The organism is Cupriavidus ulmosensis, assembly GCF_977008105.1.
Genome location: NZ_CDRMWP010000002.1, coordinates 2,236,087 through 2,256,601, shown reverse-complemented (window position 1 = coordinate 2,256,601; position 20,515 = coordinate 2,236,087). Strand labels below are relative to the sequence as shown.

The window sequence follows — 20,515 nt, the reverse complement described above, 5'->3', positions numbered from 1 at the left end:
GGGGGCGATGATCGGGGACGGTCAGCGGCTGCGCACCAGCTGCCAGGCGCGGCCCAGGTAGCCGACCGAGCCGAACCCGCTCCACACGTGCACCAGCCGCGTGAACGGGAAGATGGCGAACAGCGAGATCCCCATGAACAGGTGGGCCTTGAACAGCAGCGGCGCGCCCGCGATGTAGCCGGCGGCGTCGCCGCGCAGGGTGACGATGTGCTGCGCCCAGGTCATCAGCAGCACCATCATGTGGCCGTCCATGTGGCGCGACGATTCGAAGATGGTGGACAGGCCCAGCAGCAGCGTCACGAGGATCCACAGCAGCAGCACCTTGTCGCCGGTGCGCGTGACCGCGGACACGCGCGCGTTGGTGAAGCGGCGGTGCAGCAGGATCAGCAGGCCGGACAGGCACATGGTGCCCATCACGCCGCCGGCGGCCATCGCCACGCCCTGCTTGAAGCTGTGCGAGACGCCCAGCGCGTCCCATACCGCCACCGGCGTGAGCAGGCCCACGAGGTGGCCGAAGAACAGCCCGATGATGCCGACGTGGAACAGGATGCTGCCGACGCGCAGGTTGCCCCGGTACAGCAGCTGCGAGCTGTCGCTCTTCCAGCCGTACTGTTCGCGCTCGAAGCGCGCCAGGCTGCCGAACAGGAACACGACCAGCGCGATGTAGGGGTAGATGCCGTAGAGGAACTGGTTGAGCAGGTTCATGGTCGTGGCCTCAGCGTGCGGTGGACAGCGGCGCGGTGCCGCGGGCGTAGAAATGCACGGGCTGGTCGCCCGCCGGGCGCGGCGCGAGCAGCGGCTCCACGCCGTCGGCGCCGGGGCCGAAGGTCTCCAGCGCTTCGTCCATGCTGCGCACCGGCGGCTCGGTGCGCGGCTGCGGCTGCACGTCGGTGAGCGTGCGCAGCACGGCGAACGCCGTGGCATACGGGCTTTCGTCGCGCGCCAGGCGCTCGCCGACCGCGGCGAGCACGTGGATGGCGTCGCCCAGCAACTGCTCGGCGTGGTCCTCCCTGCCGCCGGCGGCCAGCACGCCGAGGAACTCCACGAACAGCGGCACGTAGTCGGGCAGCTCCGCCGTCACCGGCTCGAAGCCCTCGCGGCGGTATTCGTCGAGCAGGTCGACCATCGCCTGGCCGCGGTCGCGGCTCTCGCCGTGCACGTGCTCGAACAGGTGCAGCGAGTGGGCCGGATTGCGGTCGAAGGTGGCGACGTAGTTCTCCTGCAGCTCGATCAGCGTGTTGGTCTTGAGCAGGTCGCACAGCGGCGCCAGCGTGGCTTGCGCCTGCGGCCATTCGGCCAGCGCGGCGTCGATCTCGGGCAGGGCGTCGAGCAGATCCTGCTCGGGGTAGCACAGCAGCGCGCTGAGGATGGGGTAGAGCGGCATGGGAAGGCTCCGGTTCGGTAGGGATGGCAAAAGGGTGCGCGGGGTCGGGCGTCGGTGACAGGGCGCCGGTTACAGGGCGCCGGTCACGTCGCCACGGCTTTCTTGCGCGATTTCGGCATGTCGGCGAACACCACGCTGCCTTGCGGCTTCTTGCCGAACAGCGAGCCGTCCGAGGTACCGCCCGAGCAGCCGTTGCCGAAGGTGAAGCCGCAGCTGGCTTTGTCGTTGAAGCTGTCCTCCACCATCTCCTTGTGCGAGGACGGGATCACGAAGCGGTCCTCGTAGTTGGCGATCGCCATGATCTGGTACATGTCCTCCACCTGTGCCGGCGTGAGGCCGACCTGCTGCAGCACGGCCAGGTCCTGCGCGCCGTCGACCACTTCCGAGCGCTTGTAGGCGCGCATGGCCAGCATCCGCTCGAGCGCCTTGAGCACCGGCGCCACTTCGCCCGCGGTCAGCAGGTTGGCCAGGTACTTGACCGGGATGCGCAGGCTCTTCACGTCCGGGATCACGCCGTCCATGCCCATGTGGCCCGCCGCGGCGGCGGACTGGATCGGCGACAGCGGCGGGATGTACCACACCATCGGCAGCGTGCGGTACTCGGGGTGCAGCGGGAAGGCCACCTTCCATTCGCACGCCATCTTGTACACGGGCGACTTGCACGCGGCGTCCAGCCAGCTCTGCGCGATGCCCTGGCGCAGCGCCTCGGCCTGGACCGCCGGGTCGTGCGGGTCGAGGAAGATGTCCAGTTGCGACTGGTAGAGATCCTGCGGGTTCTCCACCGCGGCGGCGTCCTGGATGCGGTCGGCGTCGTACAGCATCACGCCCAGGTAGCGGATGCGCCCGACGCAGGTCTCCGCGCACACGGTGGGCTGGCCGGCCTCGATGCGCGGATAGCAGAACAGGCATTTCTCGGCCTTGCCGCTCTGCCAGTTGTAGTAGATCTTCTTGTACGGGCAGCCGGAGATGCACATGCGCCAGCCGCGGCACTTGTCCTGGTCGACCAGCACGATGCCGTCGTCCTCGCGCTTGTAGATCGAGCCGGACGGGCACGAGGCCACGCAGGCCGGGTTCAGGCAGTGCTCGCACAGGCGCGGCAGGTACATCATGAAGGTGTTCTCGAAGGTCGAGTACATCTCCTTCTGCACGTCGTCGAACAGCTTGTCCTTGCTGCGCGCGCCGAACTCGCCGCCGAGGTCGTCCTCCCAGTTCGGGCCCCATTCGATCTTTTCCATCTTCTTGCCGGTCAGCACCGAGACCGGGCGCGCGGTGGGCGGCGTCTGCACCAGCGGCGCCTTCTGCAGGTGCTCGTAGTCGTAGGTGAACGGCTCGTAGTATTCGTCGATCTGCGGCAGGTTGGGGTTGGTGAACAGCTTGGCCAGGATGCCGAGCCGGCTGCCCTGGCGCGGCTCGAGCTTGCCGGCGGCGTTGCGCGTCCAGCCGCCGAGCCACTTGTCCTGGTTCTCCCATTCCTTGGGATAGCCGATGCCGGGCTTGGTCTCGACGTTGTTGAACCACGCGTACTCCACGCCGTCGCGGCTGGTCCAGACGTTCTTGCAGGTAATCGAGCAGGTATGGCAGCCGATGCATTTGTCCAGGTTGAGGACCATGGCTACCTGGGCACGGATTTTCATTGCGCGGCTCCTTCCTTCGCTTGTTGTTCCACCAGCGGGCCTTCCAGCCAGTCGACCTTGTTCATCTTGCGCAGGATCACGAACTCGTCGCGGTTGCTGCCGACGGTGCCGTAGTAGTTGAAACCGTAGGCCAGCTGCGCGTAGCCGCCGATCATGTGGGTGGGCTTGGTGACGGTGCGGGTCACGGAGTTGTGGATGCCGCCGCGCATGCCGCTGGTCTCGGCGCCGGGCACGTTCACGATCTTTTCCTGGGCGTGGTACATCAGGCACATGCCCTTGGGCACGCGCTGCGACACCACCACGCGCGCGGTCAGCGTGCCGTTGACGTTGAAGACTTCCACCCAGTCGTTGTCGCGGATGCCGCTGGCCTTGGCCTCGCTCTCCGAGATCCACACGTGCGGCCCGCCGCGCGACAGCGTCAGCATGCGCAGGTTGTCCGAGTAGGTGGAGTGGATGCCCCACTTCTGGTGCGGCGTGATCCAGTTCAGCACCAGCTCCGGGTTGCCGTTGGGCCGGGCGCCGAGCATCGGCGCGGTGGTCTTGGTGTCGATGGCCGGCTTGTAGACGCAGCTGCCTTCGCCGAAGTCCAGCATCCAGCGGTGGTCCTGGTAGAACTGCTGGCGGCCGGTCAGGGTGCGCCAGGGGATCAGCTCGTGCACGTTGGTGTAGCCGGCGTTGTAGCTGACCTCTTCCGATTCCAGCCCGGACCAGGTGGGCGCGGAGATGATCTTGCGCGGCTGCACCTGCACGTCGCGGAAGCGGATCTTGTCGTGCTCGCGCCCGTTGGCCAGGTGCGCGTGCTCGCGCCCGGTGATGCGCGACAGCGCCTCCCACGCCTTCACCGCGACGTGCCCGTTGGTCTCCGGCGCGAAGGTCAGGATCATCTCGGCGGCGTCGATGGCGGTGTCCAGCCGCGGGCGGCCCTGGCTCACGCCGGGCTCGTCCACGGTCTTGCTGAGCGCGCCGATCTCGCCGACTTCGTGGCGGGTATCCCAGTTGATGCCCTTGCCGCCGTTGCCGAGCTTGTCGAGCAGCGGCCCGATCGAGGTGAACTTCTTGTAGATGTCGGCATAGTTGCGCTCGACCACCGTCATCGACGGCGCGGTCTTGCCGGGAATCAGCTCGCACTCGCCGCGCTTCCAGTCCTTCGGCTCGAACGGCTGGGCCAGCTCGCCCGGGGTGTCGTGCAGCAGCGGCGTGCACACCAGGTCGGTGCGGGTGCCCAGGTGGGCGCCGCCGATCTCGCTGAACTTCTTCGCGATGGCCTTGTAGATCTCCCAGTCCGTGCGGCTTTCCCACAGCGGCTGCACCGCCTCCGAGAGCGGATGAATGAACGGGTGCATGTCGCTGGTGTTGAGGTCGTCCTTCTCGTACCAGGTCGCGGTGGGCAGCACCACATCGCCGTACAGGCAGGTGGTGCTCATGCGGAAGTCGAGCACGGTCAGCAGGTCGAGCTTACCCTCGGCGGCCGGGCGCACCGTGACCTCGCTCGGCGTGATGGCGTTGGCTTCGTCGCCGAACAGCGCGTTCTGGGTGCCGAGCAGGTACTTGAGGAAATACTCGTGCCCCTTGCCCGAGCTGCCGAGGATGTTCGAGCGCCAGACGAACATGTTGCGCGGGAAGTTGGCCGGGTTGTCGGGGTCGTCGCAGGCGAACTGCAGGCCGCCGGACTTGAGCTGCGCCACGGTGTAGGCGACCGGGTCCTGGCCGGCGGCTTCGGCCGCGTCGGCGACGTCGAGCGGGTTGCTGCTCAGCTGCGGCGCCGAAGGAAGCCAGCCCATGCGCTCCGAGCGGGCGTTGAGGTCCAGCAGCGAAAGGTTCTGGTAGCGGGCCTTGTCGGCGGTCGGGGCGAGGATCTCGTCCACGGCGAGCTTCTCGTGGCGCCACTGGCTGGTGTGGCTGTAGAAGAACGAGGTGCCGTTCATCTGGCGCGGCGGGCGCGACCAGTCCAGGCCGAAGGCCAGCGGCGCCCAGCCGAACTGCGGGCGCAGCTTTTCCTGGCCCACGTAGTGCGCCCAGCCGCCGCCGCTCTTGCCCACGCAGCCGCACATCATCAGCAGGTTGATGATGCCGCGGTAGATCATGTCGTTGTGGTACCAGTGGTTGAGCGCGGCGCCGACGATCACCATGCTCTTGCCCTGGGTGCGGTCGGCGTTGTCGGCGAACTCGCGCGCGACCTGGATCACCAGGTGGCGCGGCACGGTGGTGTGCTTTTCCTGCCAGGCCGGCGTGTAAGGCACGTCGTCGTCGAACGAGGTGGCCACGTTGTCGCCGCCGAGGCCCTGGTCCACGCCGTAGTTGGCCATCTGCAGGTCATAGACGGTGGCCACCAGCGCGCTGCTGCCGTCGGCCAGCGTGATGCGCCGGGCCGGCACGCGGCGCTTGAGCAGCGCGTCGTGCTCGGCGCCGAAATACGGGAAGCCGACTTCGGCCACCTCGTGCCCGGTGGCCATCAGCGAGAGCAGCGGGTCGAGCGCGCGGCCGCTGCCGCCGTCCTTCATCTCCAGGTTCCAGCGGCCCACTTTCTCGCCGCCGTTGTGCGCGGCCTCGCCCCAGCGGAAGCCGATGGTGCCGTTGGGCACGGCGAAGTCGCCGCTGGCGGCGTCGATCACCAGCGTCTTCCATTCCGGGTTGTTGGCCTCGCCGCGCGCGCCGGCCAGGTGGGAGGCGCGCAGGAAGTGGTCGGGCACCAGCGTGCCGCCGTTGTCGCGCAGCAGCACCAGCATCGGCATGTCGGTGTACTGCTTGAGGTAGTCGCGGAAGTAGGCGGAGCGGCCGTTCAGGTGGAATTCCTTGAGCACCACGTGGCCCATCGCCATCGCCAGCGCGGCGTCCGTGCCCTGCTTGGGGGCCAGCCAGATGTCGCCGAACTTGACCATCTCGCCGAAGTCGGACGACACCGCCACAGTCTTGGTGCCCTTGTAGCGGACCTCGGTGTAGAAGTGCGCGTCAGGGGTGCGCGTCTGCGGCACGTTGGAGCCCCACACCATCAGGTAGGTGGCGTTGTACCAGTCGGCCGATTCCGGCACGTCGGTCTGCTCGCCCCAGACCTGCGGGCTGGCCGGCGGCAGGTCGCAGTACCAGTCGTAGAACGACAGGCAGACCCCGCCCAGCAGGCTCAGGTAGCGCGCGCCGGCGGCGTAGGACACCATCGACATGGCGGGAATCGGCGAGAAGCCGACCACGCGGTCCGGGCCGAAGCGCTTGATGGTGAAGGCGTTGGCCGCGGCGATGATCTCGGTGGCGGTGTCCCAGTCGGCGCGCACGAAGCCGCCCTGGCCGCGCACGCTCTTGTAGCGCCGCGCCTTGACCGGGTCCTGGCTGATCGAGGCCCAGGCGGCCACCGGGTCGAGGGTCTTGCGGGCTTCGCGCCACATCTCCATCAGGCGCCCGCGGATCATCGGGTATTTCACGCGCTGCGCGGAATAGACGTACCAGCTGTACGAGGCGCCGCGCGGGCAGCCGCGCGGCTCGTGGTTGGGCAGGTCCGGGCGGGTGCGCGGATAGTCGGTCTGCTGCGTCTCCCAGGTGATCAGTCCGTTCTTGACGTACACCTTCCACGAGCACGAGCCGGTGCAGTTCACGCCGTGGGTGGAGCGCACGATCTTGTCGTGCTGCCAGCGGTTGCGGTATCCGTTCTCCCACCGGCGGTCTTCGTCCACCACGGCGCCGTGCCCGTCCGCGAAGGTGGACTTGACGCGCGACATGAATTTCAGTCGATCCAGGAAATGACTCATTGTTGTTCTCCGCGAGGGCTTTTGCTGACCGTTGGGGAAGCGGTCCAGGGATGTGCACAGCTTATGGGCAGGGCGCGGCGCTGCCCATTCGCTGGTGGAGGAGTAGGGCGCGATGCGCTCGGGCTAGTCCGGCCGCCGCCGCCTAGTTCGGAAGAACTAGGCCGGCAGGGCGGGCGGGAGCGTCAGCAGGGCATCGGCGCGTTCTTGCGCGCGTAGTGCCACCACGTCACCAGCATGCAGCTCAGGTAGAACGCGACGAAGCAGTACAGCGCGGCGTCGGCCGAGCCGGTCAGCTCCAGCGAGGTGCCGAAGCTCTTGGGAATGAAGAAGCCGCCATAGGCGCCGATGGCGCCGGAAAAGCCCAGCACCGCGGCCGATTCCTTGCCGGCGTCCAGCAGCGCCTGCCGCTGCGCGGCCTCGTCCTTGCCGCGCGCGGCGCGCTGGCGCTCGGTCATGAAGATCACCGGGATCATGCGGAAGGTCGAGCCGTTGCCGATGCCGGTCAGCGCGAACAGCACCACGAACGCGGCCAGGAACAGGGGGAAGCTGCCGCCGGCGCCGCCCGCCCAGCCGTGCGGCAGCGCGGCCAGCACGCCGAGCACGGCGGCGATCATCGCCGCGAAGCACCACAGCGTGACCCGGGCCCCGCCGAGCTTGTCCGACACCCAGCCGCCGACCGGGCGCATCAGCGCGCCCACCAGCGGCCCGAGGAAGGCGTAGGCGGTGGGGTTGACGCCGGGGAACTGCGACTTGGTGAGCAGCGCGAAGCCGGCCGAGAAGCCGATGAACGAGCCGAAGGTGCCCACGTACAGCCAGCACATCAGCCAGTTGTGCTTGCGCTTGAAGATCACCGCCTGGTCGGCGAACGAGGCGCGCGCGTCGGCGATGTCGTTCATGCCGAACCAGGCCGCCAGCGTGGCCACCACGATGAACGGCACCCAGATGAAGCCGGCGTTCTGCAGCCACAGGCTCTTGCCGACCTCGCCGGCCTGGTAGGTCTGGGCGTCGCCGCCGAGCGCGCCGAACAGCCCCACCGAGACCACCAGCGGGGTGAGGAACTGCACCACCGACACGCCCAGGTTGCCGATGCCGGCATTGAGCCCGGTCGCCAGGCCCTTCTTGGCCTTGGGAAAGAAGAAGCTGATGTTGGACATCGACGAGCTGAAGTTGGCGCCGCCGAAGCCGCACAGCAGCGCCAGCACCAGCAGCGTGGGATAGCTCGTGGTGGGGTCGCGCAGCGCGAAGCCCATGCCCAGCGCCGGCACCAGCAGCGTGGCGGTGGAGATCGCCGTGAAGCGCCGGCCGCCGAAGATCGGCACCAGGAACGCATAGAAGATGCGCAGCGTGGCGCCCGACAGCGCGGGCAGCGCGGTGAGCCAGAACAGCTGGTTCTTGGTGAAGCGGAAGCCGGCGCGGTCGAGGTTGACCGCCACCACGCTCCACAGCATCCAGATGGCGAAGGCGAGCATCAGCGCGGCGATCGAGATGCACAGGTTGCGGTAGGCGATGCGCTCGCCCTGGGCGCGCCAGAAAGCGGTGCTTTCTGGCTCCCAGCGGGTTAATACGGAACTTGACATGACTGTCCTGTGGGTCGGAACGAAGAAGAGGAATGCGGAAGGCGGCGCGGGCGGGCCGCGGGCGCGCTCATGCCGAGGCCGGCTGCGCCGCGGGCACGCGCGCGGTGGTGGCGGTGGTGGTGGCGGCGGCCGCGTCGGGGCCGCCGCGCTGGCTGTAGTGCATCCACACCAGGCTCACGCAGACCGTGCCGTACAGCAGCATGAAACAACTGCTGCGCACGCCGCTGAGGTCCGCCAGCAGGCCGAACAGCACCGGCAGGATGAAGCCGCCCAGGCCGCCGGCCAGCCCCACCACGCCGGAGACGGCGCCGAGGTTGTGGCCGAAGTCGTTGGCGATGAACTTGAACACCGAGGCCTTGCCCACCGCCATCGCGATGCCGACGACGAACAGCAGCACCGTGAACGGCAGCGCCGACAGGCCGATGTGGAACGCCTGCGGGCCGCGCGCGGTGTGGATGATGAAGTCGGTCTGCGGATAGCTGAGCACGAAGAACGCCACCCAGCACACCCACATCACCCACCACGTGGTGCGGTGCGCGCCGTAGCGGTCGGAGATCCAGCCGCCGATGGCGCGCAGCACGCCGCCCGGCAGCGAGAAGCAGGCCGCCAGCAGCGCGGCGATCTTGATGTCGAAGCCGTATTCGCCGATGTAGTACTTGGTCATCCACAGCGACAGGCCGACATAGCCGCCGAACACCACCGAGTAGTACTGCGAATAGCGCCATACGCGCGGGTCGCGCAGCATGGCGAACTGCGCGCGCAGGCTGGCCGAGGACGGCACGCGGTGGGCGGGATCGCTGGACGAGAAGATCCAGAACAGCACCGCCGTGACCAGCATGGCGACCGCGTACACGCGCGGCACCACGGTCCAGCTCCCGCCGGCGGCGACGATCAGCGCCGGCGCCACGAACTTGGTCAGCGCCGAGCCGGAGTTGCCGGCGCCGAAGATGCCCATCGCCAGGCCCTGGCGCGAGCGCGGGAACCAGCGCGCCACGTAGGGCGTGCCCACCGAGAACGAGCCGCCGGCCAGGCCCACGAACAGGCCCAGCACCAGCAGCTGCGGCAGCGTGGTGGCATGCGAGATCATCCAGATCGGGATCACCGTGGCCAGCATCAGCACGAAGAAGACGATGCGCCCGCCGTAGCGGTCGGTCCAGATGCCCAGCGGCACGCGCACCAGCGAGCCGCTCAGCACGGGGGTGGCGGCCAGCAGGCCGAATTCGGTCTCGGACAGGCCGAGCTGCTGCTTGATGGGGATGCCCAGCACCGCGAACATCATCCAGATGGCGAAGCAGATGGTGAAGGCGAAGGTGCTGGACACCAGCACCGCATAGGCGCCGCGCGGCACGGGCTCGCGCGGGAGAGGCTGAGTGGGCATGACCATGCTCCTGTGTCGACAATGACGATCGGCTCCCAGCGTAGAGAGCGCGTGCACGGTTGACCATTCGCCGGCAGCACATGTGCGGGTGCCGGTGGAGCTAGTTCCAATGGGGAATGCGAGGCGGCGGCGGAGGCGGGGCGGCCGGGCCGCCGGCCCGGCTGGCGCCGGTCTTCAGCCGGGTTTCAGTCCGGTGCGTGGCCCGTCCCGCCGTCCGGCTTGATGCCGAGCCGGCGCGCGAGCTTGTGCAGGTTGCTGGCGTCCACGCCGAGGTGGCGGGCCGCCTGCGCCCAGTTGCCGCCCTGGGCGGCCAGCGCCTGCCCGATGCAGTGCCGCTGGCACTGGTCCACCGCTTCGCGCAGGGTGGCGGTCGGGGAGGGGGCCAGGGTGGGGGCGGCCGGTGGCGCGGCGGTGGCCGCGGCCGGCTCCAGCGCGTCGAGGTCGAGCAGTTCCGCCTCGAGCGTCACGATGTCGTTGCGGCTGGCGCCGCGGCTGACGGTCTTGAGCGCGGCGCGGCTGATGACGTGCTCCAGCTCGCGCACGTTGCCTGGCCACGGATAGCGGCGCAGCGCGGCCTCGGCGGCGCCGGACAGGCGCAGGCTGCGCAGGCCGAGCCGGGCGCGGTTGCGCTCCAGCATGCGGCCGGCCAGCAGCAGCACGTCGTTGCCGCGCTCGCGCAGCGGCGGGATCGGGATCGGGTAGACCGACAGGCGGTGATAGAGGTCGGCGCGGAACGAGCCGTCGCGCACGTGGTCGCGCAGGCTGCGGTTGGTGGCGGCGATGATGCGCACGTCGACGCGGCGGGGCCGGTCCGAGCCCAGGCGCTGGATCTCGCCGTTCTGCAGCGTGCGCAGCAGCTTGGCCTGGATCGAGAGCGGCAGCTCGCCCACCTCGTCGAGAAACAGCGTGCCGCCGTCGGCCGCCTCGAAGCGGCCGGGCCGGTCGCCCAGCGCGCCCGAGAACGCGCCCCTGGCGTGGCCGAACAGCTCGCTCTCGGCCAGCGACTCGGGCAGCGCGGCGCAGTTGACGTGGATCAGCGGCTGCGCGCGCCGGCGCGAGAGCCGGTGCAGCCGGTGCGCGAACAGCTCCTTGCCCACGCCGGTCTCGCCCAGCAGCAGCACCGGCAGTTCCGAGTCGGCCACCACCGTGAGCTCGTGCAGCAGGCGGGCGATGGCCTCGCTCTGGCCGATGATCTCGCCGTCGTCGCGGGCCGCGTCGCCGGGCGGGGCGTCGCCGCGCGTGAGCCGCAGCGCGCGGATCTCGGCTTCCAGCCGCGTGGTGCGGATCGCGGCCTCGACCACCACCGTCAGCCGCCGCAGGTCGGCCTGCGCCTCGTCGCCGAAGGTGCCGACCGTCAGCGCGTCGAGCGTCAGCACGCCCCACGGCTGGCCCTCTACGTGCAGGCTCGTTCCCATGCAGTCGTGCACCGGCAGCGGCTCGCCGACGCGCTCGTCGATCAGCCCGTCGTAGGGATCGGGCAGCACGCTGTCGTGGTGGAAGCAGGTCACGCCGCGGCGGGCCAGGATGGCGGCCAGGCGCGGGTGCAGGCCCACCGCGAAGCGGCGCCCGAGGGCGTCGCGGACCAGTCCGTCGATGGCCACCGGCCGCAGCTGGTCTTCTTCGAGCTGCAGCAGCGCCACGGCGCCGCAGCGGAAATGGGCGCGCAGGCTGCCGACCAGCCGCTGCAGGCGCACGGCCTGGGGCAGGTCCGCGACCAGATCGGTGAGCAGGAGGTTTTCCATCATGGTCAATTCAACCCTTATGGGTTCTTATTACCGTTGCCGGGTCGTGGTGAATCATACCGTCAAAAAATCAAGGCATTGATTTTATTGCATTAATTTTCCGGCACGGCTTTCGCTATGTGAGTGATGCACATCCCACACAGGAGGACATCATGAGCATGACCGATCAATCGCTGGGCGAGCTGGCCCGCCGGATTCCGGGCGCCACCCGGGTGTTCCACGACTACCAGCTCGATTTCTGCTGCGGCGGCAAGCAGAGCCTGGGCGAGGCCGCGCAGGCCGCGGGCCTCGACGCGCGCGCCATCGAGACGCGCCTGCTGTCGCTGCAGGCGCAGGCCCGGCGCGACGGCACCGACTGGAGCGCCGCCGACGCGGTCGACCTGATCGCCCACATCATCGCGCGTTACCACGAGGTGCACCGCCAGCAGCTGCCCGAGCTGATCCGCCTGGCGCGCCGCGTGGAGCAGGTGCATGGCGACCGCGCCGACTGCCCGCGCGGCCTCGCGGATCATCTCGCCGTCATGCACCAGGAGCTGGAAAGCCACATGCAGAAGGAGGAGCAGATCCTGTTCCCGCTGCTGGCCCGCGCGCCGGGCCGGCTCGCCAGCGGCCCCATCGCGGTCATGCGCATGGAGCACGACGAGCACGGGCAGGCGCTGCAGCAGCTCGGCGCGCTGACCGACGACATCACGCTGCCGCGCGCCGCGTGCAATACGTGGCGGGCCCTGTACCTGGGGCTGCGCACGTTCCGCGAAGACCTGATGGAACACATCCATCTGGAGAACAACATCCTGTTCGACAACGCCGAGCACGCCGCGCCGGCCCACGCCTGATCGCGCCGCTGGCGCGCGCGGGCACGCACGCGCAGCACGCACGAGACGCACACAAGCAGCACAGACAAGCAGCACACACGAGCAGCGCGCGCGGCAAGCGCGCGGACAACCGCGAGACCCCATCATGGGACAGTACAAGAAACTCTGGTTCACCCTGATCGCCGTACTGGCGGTCACTTTTTCGCTGCTGGGCTATTACGGCACCGAGGTCTACCGCAAGGCGCCGCCGGTGCCGCAGCAGGTCGTCAGCGCCGACGGCAAGGCCCTGTTCAGCAAGGACGACATCCTCGACGGGCAGACCGCGTGGCAGTCGGTCGGCGGCATGCAGCTCGGCTCGATCTGGGGCCACGGCGCCTACCAGGCGCCGGACTGGACCGCCGACTGGCTGCACCGCGAGCTGACCGCGTGGCTCGACCTGGCCGCGCAGGATGGCTACGGCCGCGCCTACGCCGCGCTCGACGGGCCGACCCAGGCCGCGCTGCGCGAGCAGTTGCGCGCCGAGTACCGCGGCAACCGCGCCGACCCGGACAGCGGCGTGCTGACCGTCTCCGCGCGGCGCGCGCAGGCCATCGCCGCCACCGGCGCGTACTACGACAGCCTGTTCTCCGACGCGCCGGCGCTGCGCAAGAGCCGCGAGAGCTTCGCCATGAAGGAGAACACGCTGCCCAGCGCCGCGCGCCGCGCCAAGCTGACGCACTTCTTCTTCTGGACCGCGTGGGCCGCCGCCACCGAGCGCCCGGGTCTGAGCGCCACCTACACCAACAACTGGCCGCACGAGCCGCTGATCGGCAACCAGCCCACCAGCGAGAACATCATCTGGTCCATCGCCAGCGTGGTGGTGCTGCTGGCGGGCGTGGGCTTCCTGGTCTGGGCGTGGTCGTTCCTGCGCGGCCATGAAGCCGCGCCGCCGCCGGTGGCCGCGCGCGACCCGCTCACCACCTTCGCGCTCACGCCGTCGCAGCGCGCGCTGGGCAAGTACCTGTTCCTGGTGGTGGCGCTGTTCGTGTTCCAGGTGCTGATCGGCGGACTGACGGCCCACTACACCGTGGAGGGGCAGAAGTTCTATGGATTCGAATTGTCGAAGTGGTTCCCGTACACGCTGATGCGCACCTGGCACATCCAGAGCGCGCTGTTCTGGATCGCCACCGGCTTTCTCGCCGCGGGCCTGTTCCTGGCGCCGCTCATCAACGGCGGCAAGGACCCGAAATACCAGAAGCTCGGCGTGGACGTACTGTTCTGGGCGCTGGTGGTGGTCGTGGCCGGATCGTTTACCGGCAACTACCTGGCGATCGCGCAGATCATGCCGGAGAACCTCAACTTCTGGCTCGGGCACCAGGGCTACGAGTACGTCGACCTGGGCCGCCTGTGGCAGATCGGCAAGTTCGCCGGCATCCTGTTCTGGCTGGTGCTGATGCTGCGCGGCATCGCGCCGGCGCTGCGCGCGCGCGGCGGCGACAAGAACCTGCTGGCCCTGCTCACGTCTTCGGTCGTGGCCATCGGCCTGTTCTACGGCGCGGGCCTGTTCTACGGCGAGCGCACCAACCTGTCGGTGATGGAGTACTGGCGCTGGTGGGTCGTGCATCTGTGGGTCGAGGGCTTCTTCGAGGTGTTCGCCACCACGGCGCTGGCCTTCATCTTCTCCACGCTCGGGCTGGTGTCGCGCCCGATGGCGACCGCGGCCAGCCTGGCATCGGCGTCGCTGTTCATGCTGGGCGGGCTGCCCGGCACCTTCCACCATCTCTACTTCGCCGGCACCACCACGCCGGTGATGGCGGTGGGCGCGAGCTTCAGCGCGCTCGAAGTGGTGCCGCTGATCGTGCTGGGCCATGAAGCGTGGGAGAACTGGCGCCTCAAGGAGCGCGCGCCGTGGATGGCCAACCTGAAATGGCCGCTGATGTGCTTCGTCGCGGTGGCGTTCTGGAACATGCTCGGCGCCGGCGTGTTCGGCTTCATGATCAACCCGCCGATCTCGCTGTACTACGTGCAGGGCCTCAACACCACGCCGGTGCATGCCCATGCCGCGCTGTTCGGCGTCTACGGCTTCCTCGCGCTGGGCTTCACGCTGCTGGTGCTGCGCTACGTGCGGCCCGCCCATGCGCTGAACCCCGGCCTGATGAAGACCGCGTTCTGGGGGCTCAACGCGGGCCTGGTGCTGATGATCGGCACCAGCCTGCTGCCGATCGGCATCATCCAGTTCCACGCCAGCGCCAGCGAGGGCTTGTGGTACGCGCGCAGCGAGGCCTTCATGCAGCAGCCGATCCTGCAGACGCTGCGCTGGGTGCGCACCTTCGGCGACGTGGTGTTCATCGTCGGCGCGCTGGCGATGGCATTGCAGGTCGTGCTCGGCCTGGCCGGCAAGGCGCCGGCGCTGGGCGCGCCGGAAAGCAGCCTGGAGCCCGCGCCGCGCTGAGCGCATCGACCGCATCGCGCTAGCAGCATGGCAGCCGCCCGGGCATCCGCCCCGGCGGCTGCAGTGCGTTTACGCGCGCCGCCGGCGCGGGGCATTCGACGCATGCGCACGCGCGCGCCGATCGTGCCCGCGGCTTGCCGACTGCTTGACAGCTATCAAGCGCGCGCCAGGATTTCTCCGACATGATGCGCGTAAGGTTCCTTGCCGCGCGCTATCGCGCAACCAGGACCCAGCGGTTTCCCCAACTCGCCGAAGAAGAGCATATGAAAGCGAAATCCTGGATGTTCCCCGCACTTGCGGCGCTGCCACTTTCCCTCTGGCTCGGGCTCACCCACGCGGACACGGCGGCATCGCCGCCGGCCGCCGCGGTCACGCTGACGCCGGCCGAATTCGACCAGGCGCGCCAGATCTATTTCGAACGTTGCGCCGGCTGCCACGGCGTGCTGCGCAAGGGCGCGACCGGCAAGCCGCTGACGCCGGACATCACGCGCGCGCGCGGCACCGAATACCTGAAGACCTTCATCAAGTACGGCAGCCCCGCGGGCATGCCCAACTGGGGCACCTCGGGCGACCTGTCGGATGCCGAGGTGGACCTGATGGCGCGCTACATTCAGCTGGACCCGCCCACGCCGCCCGAATTCTCGCTGGCCGACATCGAGAAAAGCCGCAAGGACGTGGTGCCGGTGGCGCGGCGCCCGACGCGCAAGATGAACGCCTACAACCTCGACAACCTGTTCTCCGTGACGCTGCGCGACGCGGGCGAGGTCGCGCTGATCGACGGCGACAGCAAGCAGATCATCACCATCGTCAAGACCGGCTATGCCGTGCACATCTCGCGCATGTCGGCCTCGGGCCGCTACCTGTACGTGATCGGGCGCGACGCCAAGGTCGACCTGATCGACCTGTGGCTGCCCAGGCCGGACATCGTCGCCGAGGTCAAGGTCGGGCTCGAGGCGCGCTCGGTGGAGACCTCCAAGTACAGGGGCTACGAGGACAAGTACGCGGTGGCCGGGACCTACTGGCCGCCGCAGTACGTGATCATGGAGGGCGACACCCTCAAGCCGCTCAAGGTGGTGTCGACGCGCGGCATGACGGTGGACAACGAATACCATCCCGAGCCGCGCGTGGCCTCGATCGTGGCCAGCCACTTCCATCCCGAGTTCGTGATCACGGCCAAGGAAACCGGCAAGATCATGATGGTCAACTACGCCGACCTGAACAACCTGAAGACCACCACCATCGACTCGGCCAAGTTCCTGCACGACGGCGGCTTCGATGCCAGCGGGCGCTACTTCATGGTGGCGGCCAACGCCTCCAACAAGATCGCCGTGGTCGACACCAAGGAAGACAAGCTGGCCGCGCTGGTCGACGTGGGCAAGACGCCCCACCCGGGGCGCGGCGCCAACTTCGTCCATCCGAAGTACGGCCCGGTGTGGGCCACCAGCCATCTCGGCGACGAGACCGTCAGCCTGCTCGGGACCGATCCGGTGGGCCACAAGGCGCAGGCGTGGAAGGTCGTGCAGACCGTGAAGGGGCAGGGCGGTGGCTCGCTGTTCATCAAGACGCATCCGAAGTCGCGCAACCTGTGGGTGGACACGCCGCTCAATCCCGATCCCAAGCTCAGCCAGTCGGTCGCGGTGTTCGACACCCGCAGGCTGGAGGACGGCTACAAGGTGCTGCCGATCGCGCAGTGGGCGCAGCTCAAGGGCGAAGGCGCCAAGCGCGTGGTGCAGGCCGAGTACAACCAGGCCGGCGACGAGGTCTGGTTCTCGGTGTGGGGCACCAAGGACGGCGAGTCCGCGCTGGTGGTGGTCGACGACAAGACGCGCACGCTCAAGACCGTGATCAAGGACCCGCGCCTGATCACGCCGACCGGCAAGTTCAATGCCTTCAACACGCAGCACGACATCTACTGAGGCGCGCCGCGCCGGAGCCATCTCATGCATGCAAGCAACGTCATCGCCGCGGCGCTGGTCGCCGCCTTCCTGCCGGCGGCCGCGCACGCCAGCGCCGAGCTGGCCGCGAGCAAGGCCTGCCTGGCCTGCCACAGCACCGACAAGAAGCTGATCGGGCCCGCCTTCAAGGACGTGGCCGCGAAGTACAAGGGCAGCCCGGACGGCGAGAAGCAGATGGTCCGGTCGATCCTCGAGGGCAGCAGCGGCAAGTGGGGACCGATCCCGATGCCGGCCAACCGCGTGAGCGAGGCGGAAGCCGGCGCGCTCGCCAGATGGGTGCTGAGCCTGTAGGCCGGGCCGCGGCGCGCTCGCTGGCGCTGGCGCTGGCGTGCGCGGCGGCGGGTGTTGCCACCGCCGCCGATCCGGCGCCGGCGCGGCAGGCGCAACTCGCGCGCTGGCTGCGCGACGACTGCGGCGCCTGCCACGGCATGACCCTGCGCGGCGGCCTGGGGCCGCCGCTCGGCGCGGCGGCGCTGGCCGGCAAGCCGCGCGACGCGCTGGTGGCGACCGTGCTGCAAGGCCGCCCCGGCACCGCGATGCCGCCCTGGCAACCCTTCATGACGCAAGACGAGGCAGCATGGCTGATCGAACGACTTCAGGCGGGCGCGCCGCCCGCCGTAGATTCCCCGGCCCGCTGAGGCTGGCCGCCGCGCTCGCGCTGGCCGCGGGCTTGTCCGGTTTGTCCGGCTGCATGGGCGGCATGGGCGGCATGGGCGAGACCGCGCGCGGCACCGGCGACCTGGGCGTGGTGATCGAGCGCGCCGCCGGCCGCGTGCAGGTGGTGGAGACCACCGGCATGACGCGCCTGGCCACCGTGGCCGGGCTCGGCGACCTGTCGCACGCCAGCGTGGTGTTCTCGCGCGATGGGCGCTATGCCTATGTCTTCGGCCGCGATGGCGGCCTGTCGCGCGTGGACCTGCTGCGCGCGCGCGTGACGCATCGCGTGATGCAGGCCGGCAACAGCATCGGCGGCGCCATCCTGCAGGACGGCAGCGTGGTCGCGGCGCAGAACTACGCGCCCGGCGGCATCCGCCTGTTCGATGCCGCCACGCTGGAGCCGCTGGCCGACATCCCGGCGATCGGCCGCGACGGCCGCCGCTCCAAGGTGGTCGGCCTGGCCGACCTGCCCGGGCGCCGCCTGGCCGCCAGCCTGTTCGAGTCCGGCGAGATCTGGATCATCGACGCCACCGATCCGCGGCATCCGCGCATCACCCGGCTCGACGCCGGCCGCGAGCCCTACGACGGGCTGGTCACGCCCGATGGCCGCTGGTACGTCGCCGGCCTGTTCGGCGAGGACGGGCTCGCGCTGGTGGACCTGTGGCAGGACCCGCCGGCGTCGCGCAAGGTGCTGGCGGGCTACGGCCGCGGCGAAACGCGCCTGCCCGTCTACAAGATGCCGCACCTGCGCGGCTGGGCGATGGCGCAGGGCGAGGCCTGGCTGCCGGCGGTGGGCCGCCACGAAGTGCTGGTGGCCGACGCCGCGCGCGGCTGGCGGGAGAGCGGCCGCGTCGCGCTGGCCGGCCAGCCGGTCTTCGTGATGGCGCGGCCGGACGGGCGGCAGGTCTGGGTCAATTTCGCCTTTCCCGACAACGACACGGTGCAGGTGATCGACACCGCCACGCGCCAGGTGGTGCGCACCCTCAAGCCGTGCCGGGGCGTGCTGCACATGGAGTTCACGCCCAAGGGCGAGGCGGTATGGCTGTCATGCCGCGACGAAGACCGCGTCGAGGTCTACGACACCGCGAGCTTCGCCCGTCTCGCCACGCTGCCGGCCGACAACCCGAGCGGCATTTTCTTCACCGTGCGCGCGCAGCGCTTCGGCATGTAGACCCACACCGACCATGTACGACGAACGCCGACTCTACGACGATATCCAGCGCGATTTCCCGCTGCAGCCGCGGCCCTTCCAGTGCGTGGCCCAGGCGCACGGCCTGAGCGAGCAGGCCGTGCTCGGCCTGCTGGCGCGCGACCTGGGCGCCGGGCGCGTGAGCCGCATCGGCGCGGTCTTCGCGCCCAACACCATCGGCGTGAGCACGCTCGCCGCGCTGAAGGTGGAGCCCGCCTGGCTGGACCGCGTGGCCGCGCGCGTCAGCGCCAATGCCGCGGTCAGCCACAACTACGCGCGCCACGGGCACGCCTACAACCTGTGGTTCGTCGCCGGGGCGCGGCACCGCGCCACGCTCGACGCGACGCTGGCGGCGATCGCCGCCGAAACCGGCCAGCGGCCGCTGGACCTGCCGCTCGAGCGCGAATACCACATCGACCTGGGTTTCCCGCTGCGCGGCGCGGCCGCCCGGCCGGCATGGCCGGCCGTCAGGATGCCATCCCGGCAGCAACTGAACGACGACGACTGGCGCCTGGTGGCGGCGCTGGAAGCGGGCCTGCCGCTGACGCCGCGCCCCTATCACGCGCTGGCGCGGCAATGCGGCCTGCCGCTGGACCGCGTGCTGACGCGGTTGTCGCAGTGGCATGCCTGCGGCGTCATCCGCCGCTTCGGCGCCATCCTCCATCACCGGCGCTTCGGCTACGACAGCAACGCGATGTGCGTGTGGGACGTGCCGGACGGCCGCGTCGACGCGCTGGGCCAGCGCCTGGCGCGGCTCGGCGTGGTCAGCTTGTGCTACCGCCGCCCGCGGCGGCCGCCGCACTGGCCTTACAACCTGTTCGTCATGGTCCACGCGCGCAGCGAGGACGAGCTGCATGCCGCGCTGGCGCTGTTCGACCAGCAGTGCGGACTGGCCGCCGCGCCGCGCGCGGTGCTGCTCGGCAGCCAGTGCTACAAGCAGCGCGGCACGCGCTACGCCGGCGCGCCGGCAAGCCCATGAGCGCCGCCCGACCCCGGTCCATCGAGACCGCGCCGGCCGCGCTGGACGCGCTCGACCGCCGCATCGTCAACGCCCTGCAGGGCAGCTTTCCGCTCACGCCGCGTCCGTATGCCGACGCCGCCGCCGCGCTCGGCACCGACGAGGCCACGCTGCTGGCGCGCCTGCGGGCGATGCTGGCGCGCGGGGTGCTGACGCGCTTCGGCCCGCTGTACCAGATCGAGCGGGCCGGCGGGCGATTCGTGCTGTGCGCGTGCCACGCGCCCGCCGCGCGCCTGGAAGCCGTGATCGCGGCCATCAACGCGCACCCGGAGGTGGCCCATCACTACGCGCGCACCCATCACTTCAACCTGTGGTTCGTGCTGGCGGTCGCGCACCCCGGCGCGGTGGCGCACACGCTCGCGCGCATCGCAGCCAGCGCCGGGGTGGAGGTGCTGGCGTTTCCCAAGGAGCGGGAGTTCCACGTCCATCTCCATTTGCAGGCATAGACATTCATGTACCCCAAGCCTTCCACTTCGTCGCCGGACCCGGCGCCTGCCGCGGATGCGGCGGATGCCGCCTGGCCCGACGCCATCGACCGCGCGCTGATGCGCGCCACGCAGGCCGGGCTGCCGCTGGTGGCCGCGCCCTATGCGGCGCTGGGCGCCGCGCTCGGCATCGGCGAGCAGGAGGTCATCGCGCGCTTCGCGGCGATGCAGGCGCGCGGCCTGATGCGCCGGCTGGGCGCGGTCCCCAACCACTATGCGCTGGGCTGGCGCGCCAACGGCATGACGGTGTGGGACGTGGCCGACGAGCACGTCGAGGCGCTCGGCCGGATGGTCGGCGCGCTGCCGTTCGTCAGCCACTGCTACCAGCGCCCGCGGCGGCTGCCGCGCTGGCCCTACAACCTGTTCGCCATGATCCACGCCCGCACGCGCGAGCAGGCCATGCCGCTGGTGGCGCAGATCGGCGCGCTGCTGGGCGACGCCTGCCGGGAGCGCGACGTGCTGTGGTCGACCCGCATCCTCAAGAAAACCGGGCTGCGCCTGCCGCCAGGAGACTGA

16 protein-coding genes are annotated in these 20,515 nt (G+C 69.8%); 9 read left to right on the top strand and 7 right to left on the bottom strand.

Annotation, left to right across the window (positions count from 1 at the left end; genetic code table 11):
- Positions 1-21 precede the first annotated feature (21 nt).
- From narI to norR, 7 genes are all read right to left on the bottom strand, one after another.
- Positions 22-705: a respiratory nitrate reductase subunit gamma gene (gene narI, locus ACWTPI_RS29735; protein WP_454733539.1), complete on the bottom strand. Its 684-nt coding sequence runs from the start codon at positions 703-705 to the stop codon at positions 22-24.
- Between the two features lie 10 nt (positions 706-715).
- Positions 716-1,384, bottom strand: coding sequence for a nitrate reductase molybdenum cofactor assembly chaperone (gene narJ / locus ACWTPI_RS29730; RefSeq protein WP_020206255.1), 669 nt, complete (start codon positions 1,382-1,384; stop codon positions 716-718).
- 83 nt (positions 1,385-1,467) lie between these two features.
- On the bottom strand, positions 1,468-3,018 hold the full coding sequence (gene narH / locus ACWTPI_RS29725; RefSeq protein WP_059411399.1) for a nitrate reductase subunit beta: 1,551 nt from the start codon (positions 3,016-3,018) through the stop codon (positions 1,468-1,470).
- The gene (locus ACWTPI_RS29720; RefSeq protein WP_454733538.1) at positions 3,015-6,755 is read right to left on the bottom strand and encodes a nitrate reductase subunit alpha; all 3,741 of its coding nucleotides are present in this window, start codon (positions 6,753-6,755) and stop codon (positions 3,015-3,017) included. Before ACWTPI_RS29720 ends, narH begins: the two co-directional genes overlap by 4 nt.
- Positions 6,756-6,937: 182 nt before the next feature.
- The gene (locus ACWTPI_RS29715; protein WP_454733537.1) at positions 6,938-8,332 is read right to left on the bottom strand and encodes a NarK family nitrate/nitrite MFS transporter; all 1,395 of its coding nucleotides are present in this window, start codon (positions 8,330-8,332) and stop codon (positions 6,938-6,940) included.
- Positions 8,333-8,399: 67 nt separating this feature from the next.
- Complete coding sequence (locus tag ACWTPI_RS29710) at positions 8,400-9,710, bottom strand: MFS transporter (protein WP_156173764.1); 1,311 nt, start codon at positions 9,708-9,710, stop codon at positions 8,400-8,402.
- 185 nt (positions 9,711-9,895) lie between these two features.
- The gene (gene norR, locus ACWTPI_RS29705) at positions 9,896-11,455 is read right to left on the bottom strand and encodes a nitric oxide reductase transcriptional regulator NorR (protein ID WP_059411402.1); all 1,560 of its coding nucleotides are present in this window, start codon (positions 11,453-11,455) and stop codon (positions 9,896-9,898) included.
- Between the two features lie 149 nt (positions 11,456-11,604).
- Between norR and ytfE the strand changes: the two genes are divergently transcribed.
- From ytfE to ahbB (ACWTPI_RS29660), 9 genes are all read left to right on the top strand, one after another.
- Positions 11,605-12,285, top strand: a complete 681-nt coding sequence (gene ytfE, locus ACWTPI_RS29700; protein WP_454733536.1) for an iron-sulfur cluster repair protein YtfE — start codon at positions 11,605-11,607, stop codon at positions 12,283-12,285.
- A 124-nt stretch (positions 12,286-12,409) separates the two neighbouring features.
- Positions 12,410-14,695, top strand: a complete 2,286-nt coding sequence (locus tag ACWTPI_RS29695; protein WP_454733535.1) for a nitric-oxide reductase large subunit — start codon at positions 12,410-12,412, stop codon at positions 14,693-14,695.
- A gap of 263 nt (positions 14,696-14,958) precedes the next feature.
- A complete protein-coding gene (locus ACWTPI_RS29690; protein WP_454733534.1) occupies positions 14,959-16,611 on the top strand; it encodes a cytochrome D1 domain-containing protein in 1,653 nt (550 codons plus the stop codon).
- A gap of 24 nt (positions 16,612-16,635) precedes the next feature.
- Complete coding sequence (locus tag ACWTPI_RS29685) at positions 16,636-16,941, top strand: c-type cytochrome (RefSeq protein WP_020203209.1); 306 nt, start codon at positions 16,636-16,638, stop codon at positions 16,939-16,941.
- Positions 16,923-17,288 carry a c-type cytochrome gene (locus tag ACWTPI_RS29680; RefSeq protein ID WP_454733533.1) on the top strand — a complete coding sequence of 122 codons (366 nt, stop codon included), beginning with the start codon at positions 16,923-16,925 and terminating at the stop codon, positions 17,286-17,288. Before ACWTPI_RS29685 ends, ACWTPI_RS29680 begins: the two co-directional genes overlap by 19 nt.
- On the top strand, positions 17,228-18,478 hold the full coding sequence (locus tag ACWTPI_RS29675; protein WP_454733532.1) for a cytochrome D1 domain-containing protein: 1,251 nt from the start codon (positions 17,228-17,230) through the stop codon (positions 18,476-18,478). The genes ACWTPI_RS29680 and ACWTPI_RS29675 overlap by 61 nt, the downstream gene beginning before the upstream one ends.
- 13 nt (positions 18,479-18,491) lie before the next feature.
- Positions 18,492-19,475, top strand: coding sequence for a siroheme decarboxylase subunit beta (gene ahbB, locus ACWTPI_RS29670; RefSeq protein WP_454733531.1), 984 nt, complete (start codon positions 18,492-18,494; stop codon positions 19,473-19,475).
- Entirely contained in the window at positions 19,472-19,960 is a 489-nt protein-coding gene (locus tag ACWTPI_RS29665; RefSeq protein WP_454733530.1) for an Lrp/AsnC family transcriptional regulator, read from the top strand. The genes ahbB (ACWTPI_RS29670) and ACWTPI_RS29665 overlap by 4 nt, the downstream gene beginning before the upstream one ends.
- Before the next feature lie 99 nt (positions 19,961-20,059).
- Positions 20,060-20,515: a siroheme decarboxylase subunit beta gene (gene ahbB, locus ACWTPI_RS29660; RefSeq protein WP_043366638.1), complete on the top strand. Its 456-nt coding sequence runs from the start codon at positions 20,060-20,062 to the stop codon at positions 20,513-20,515.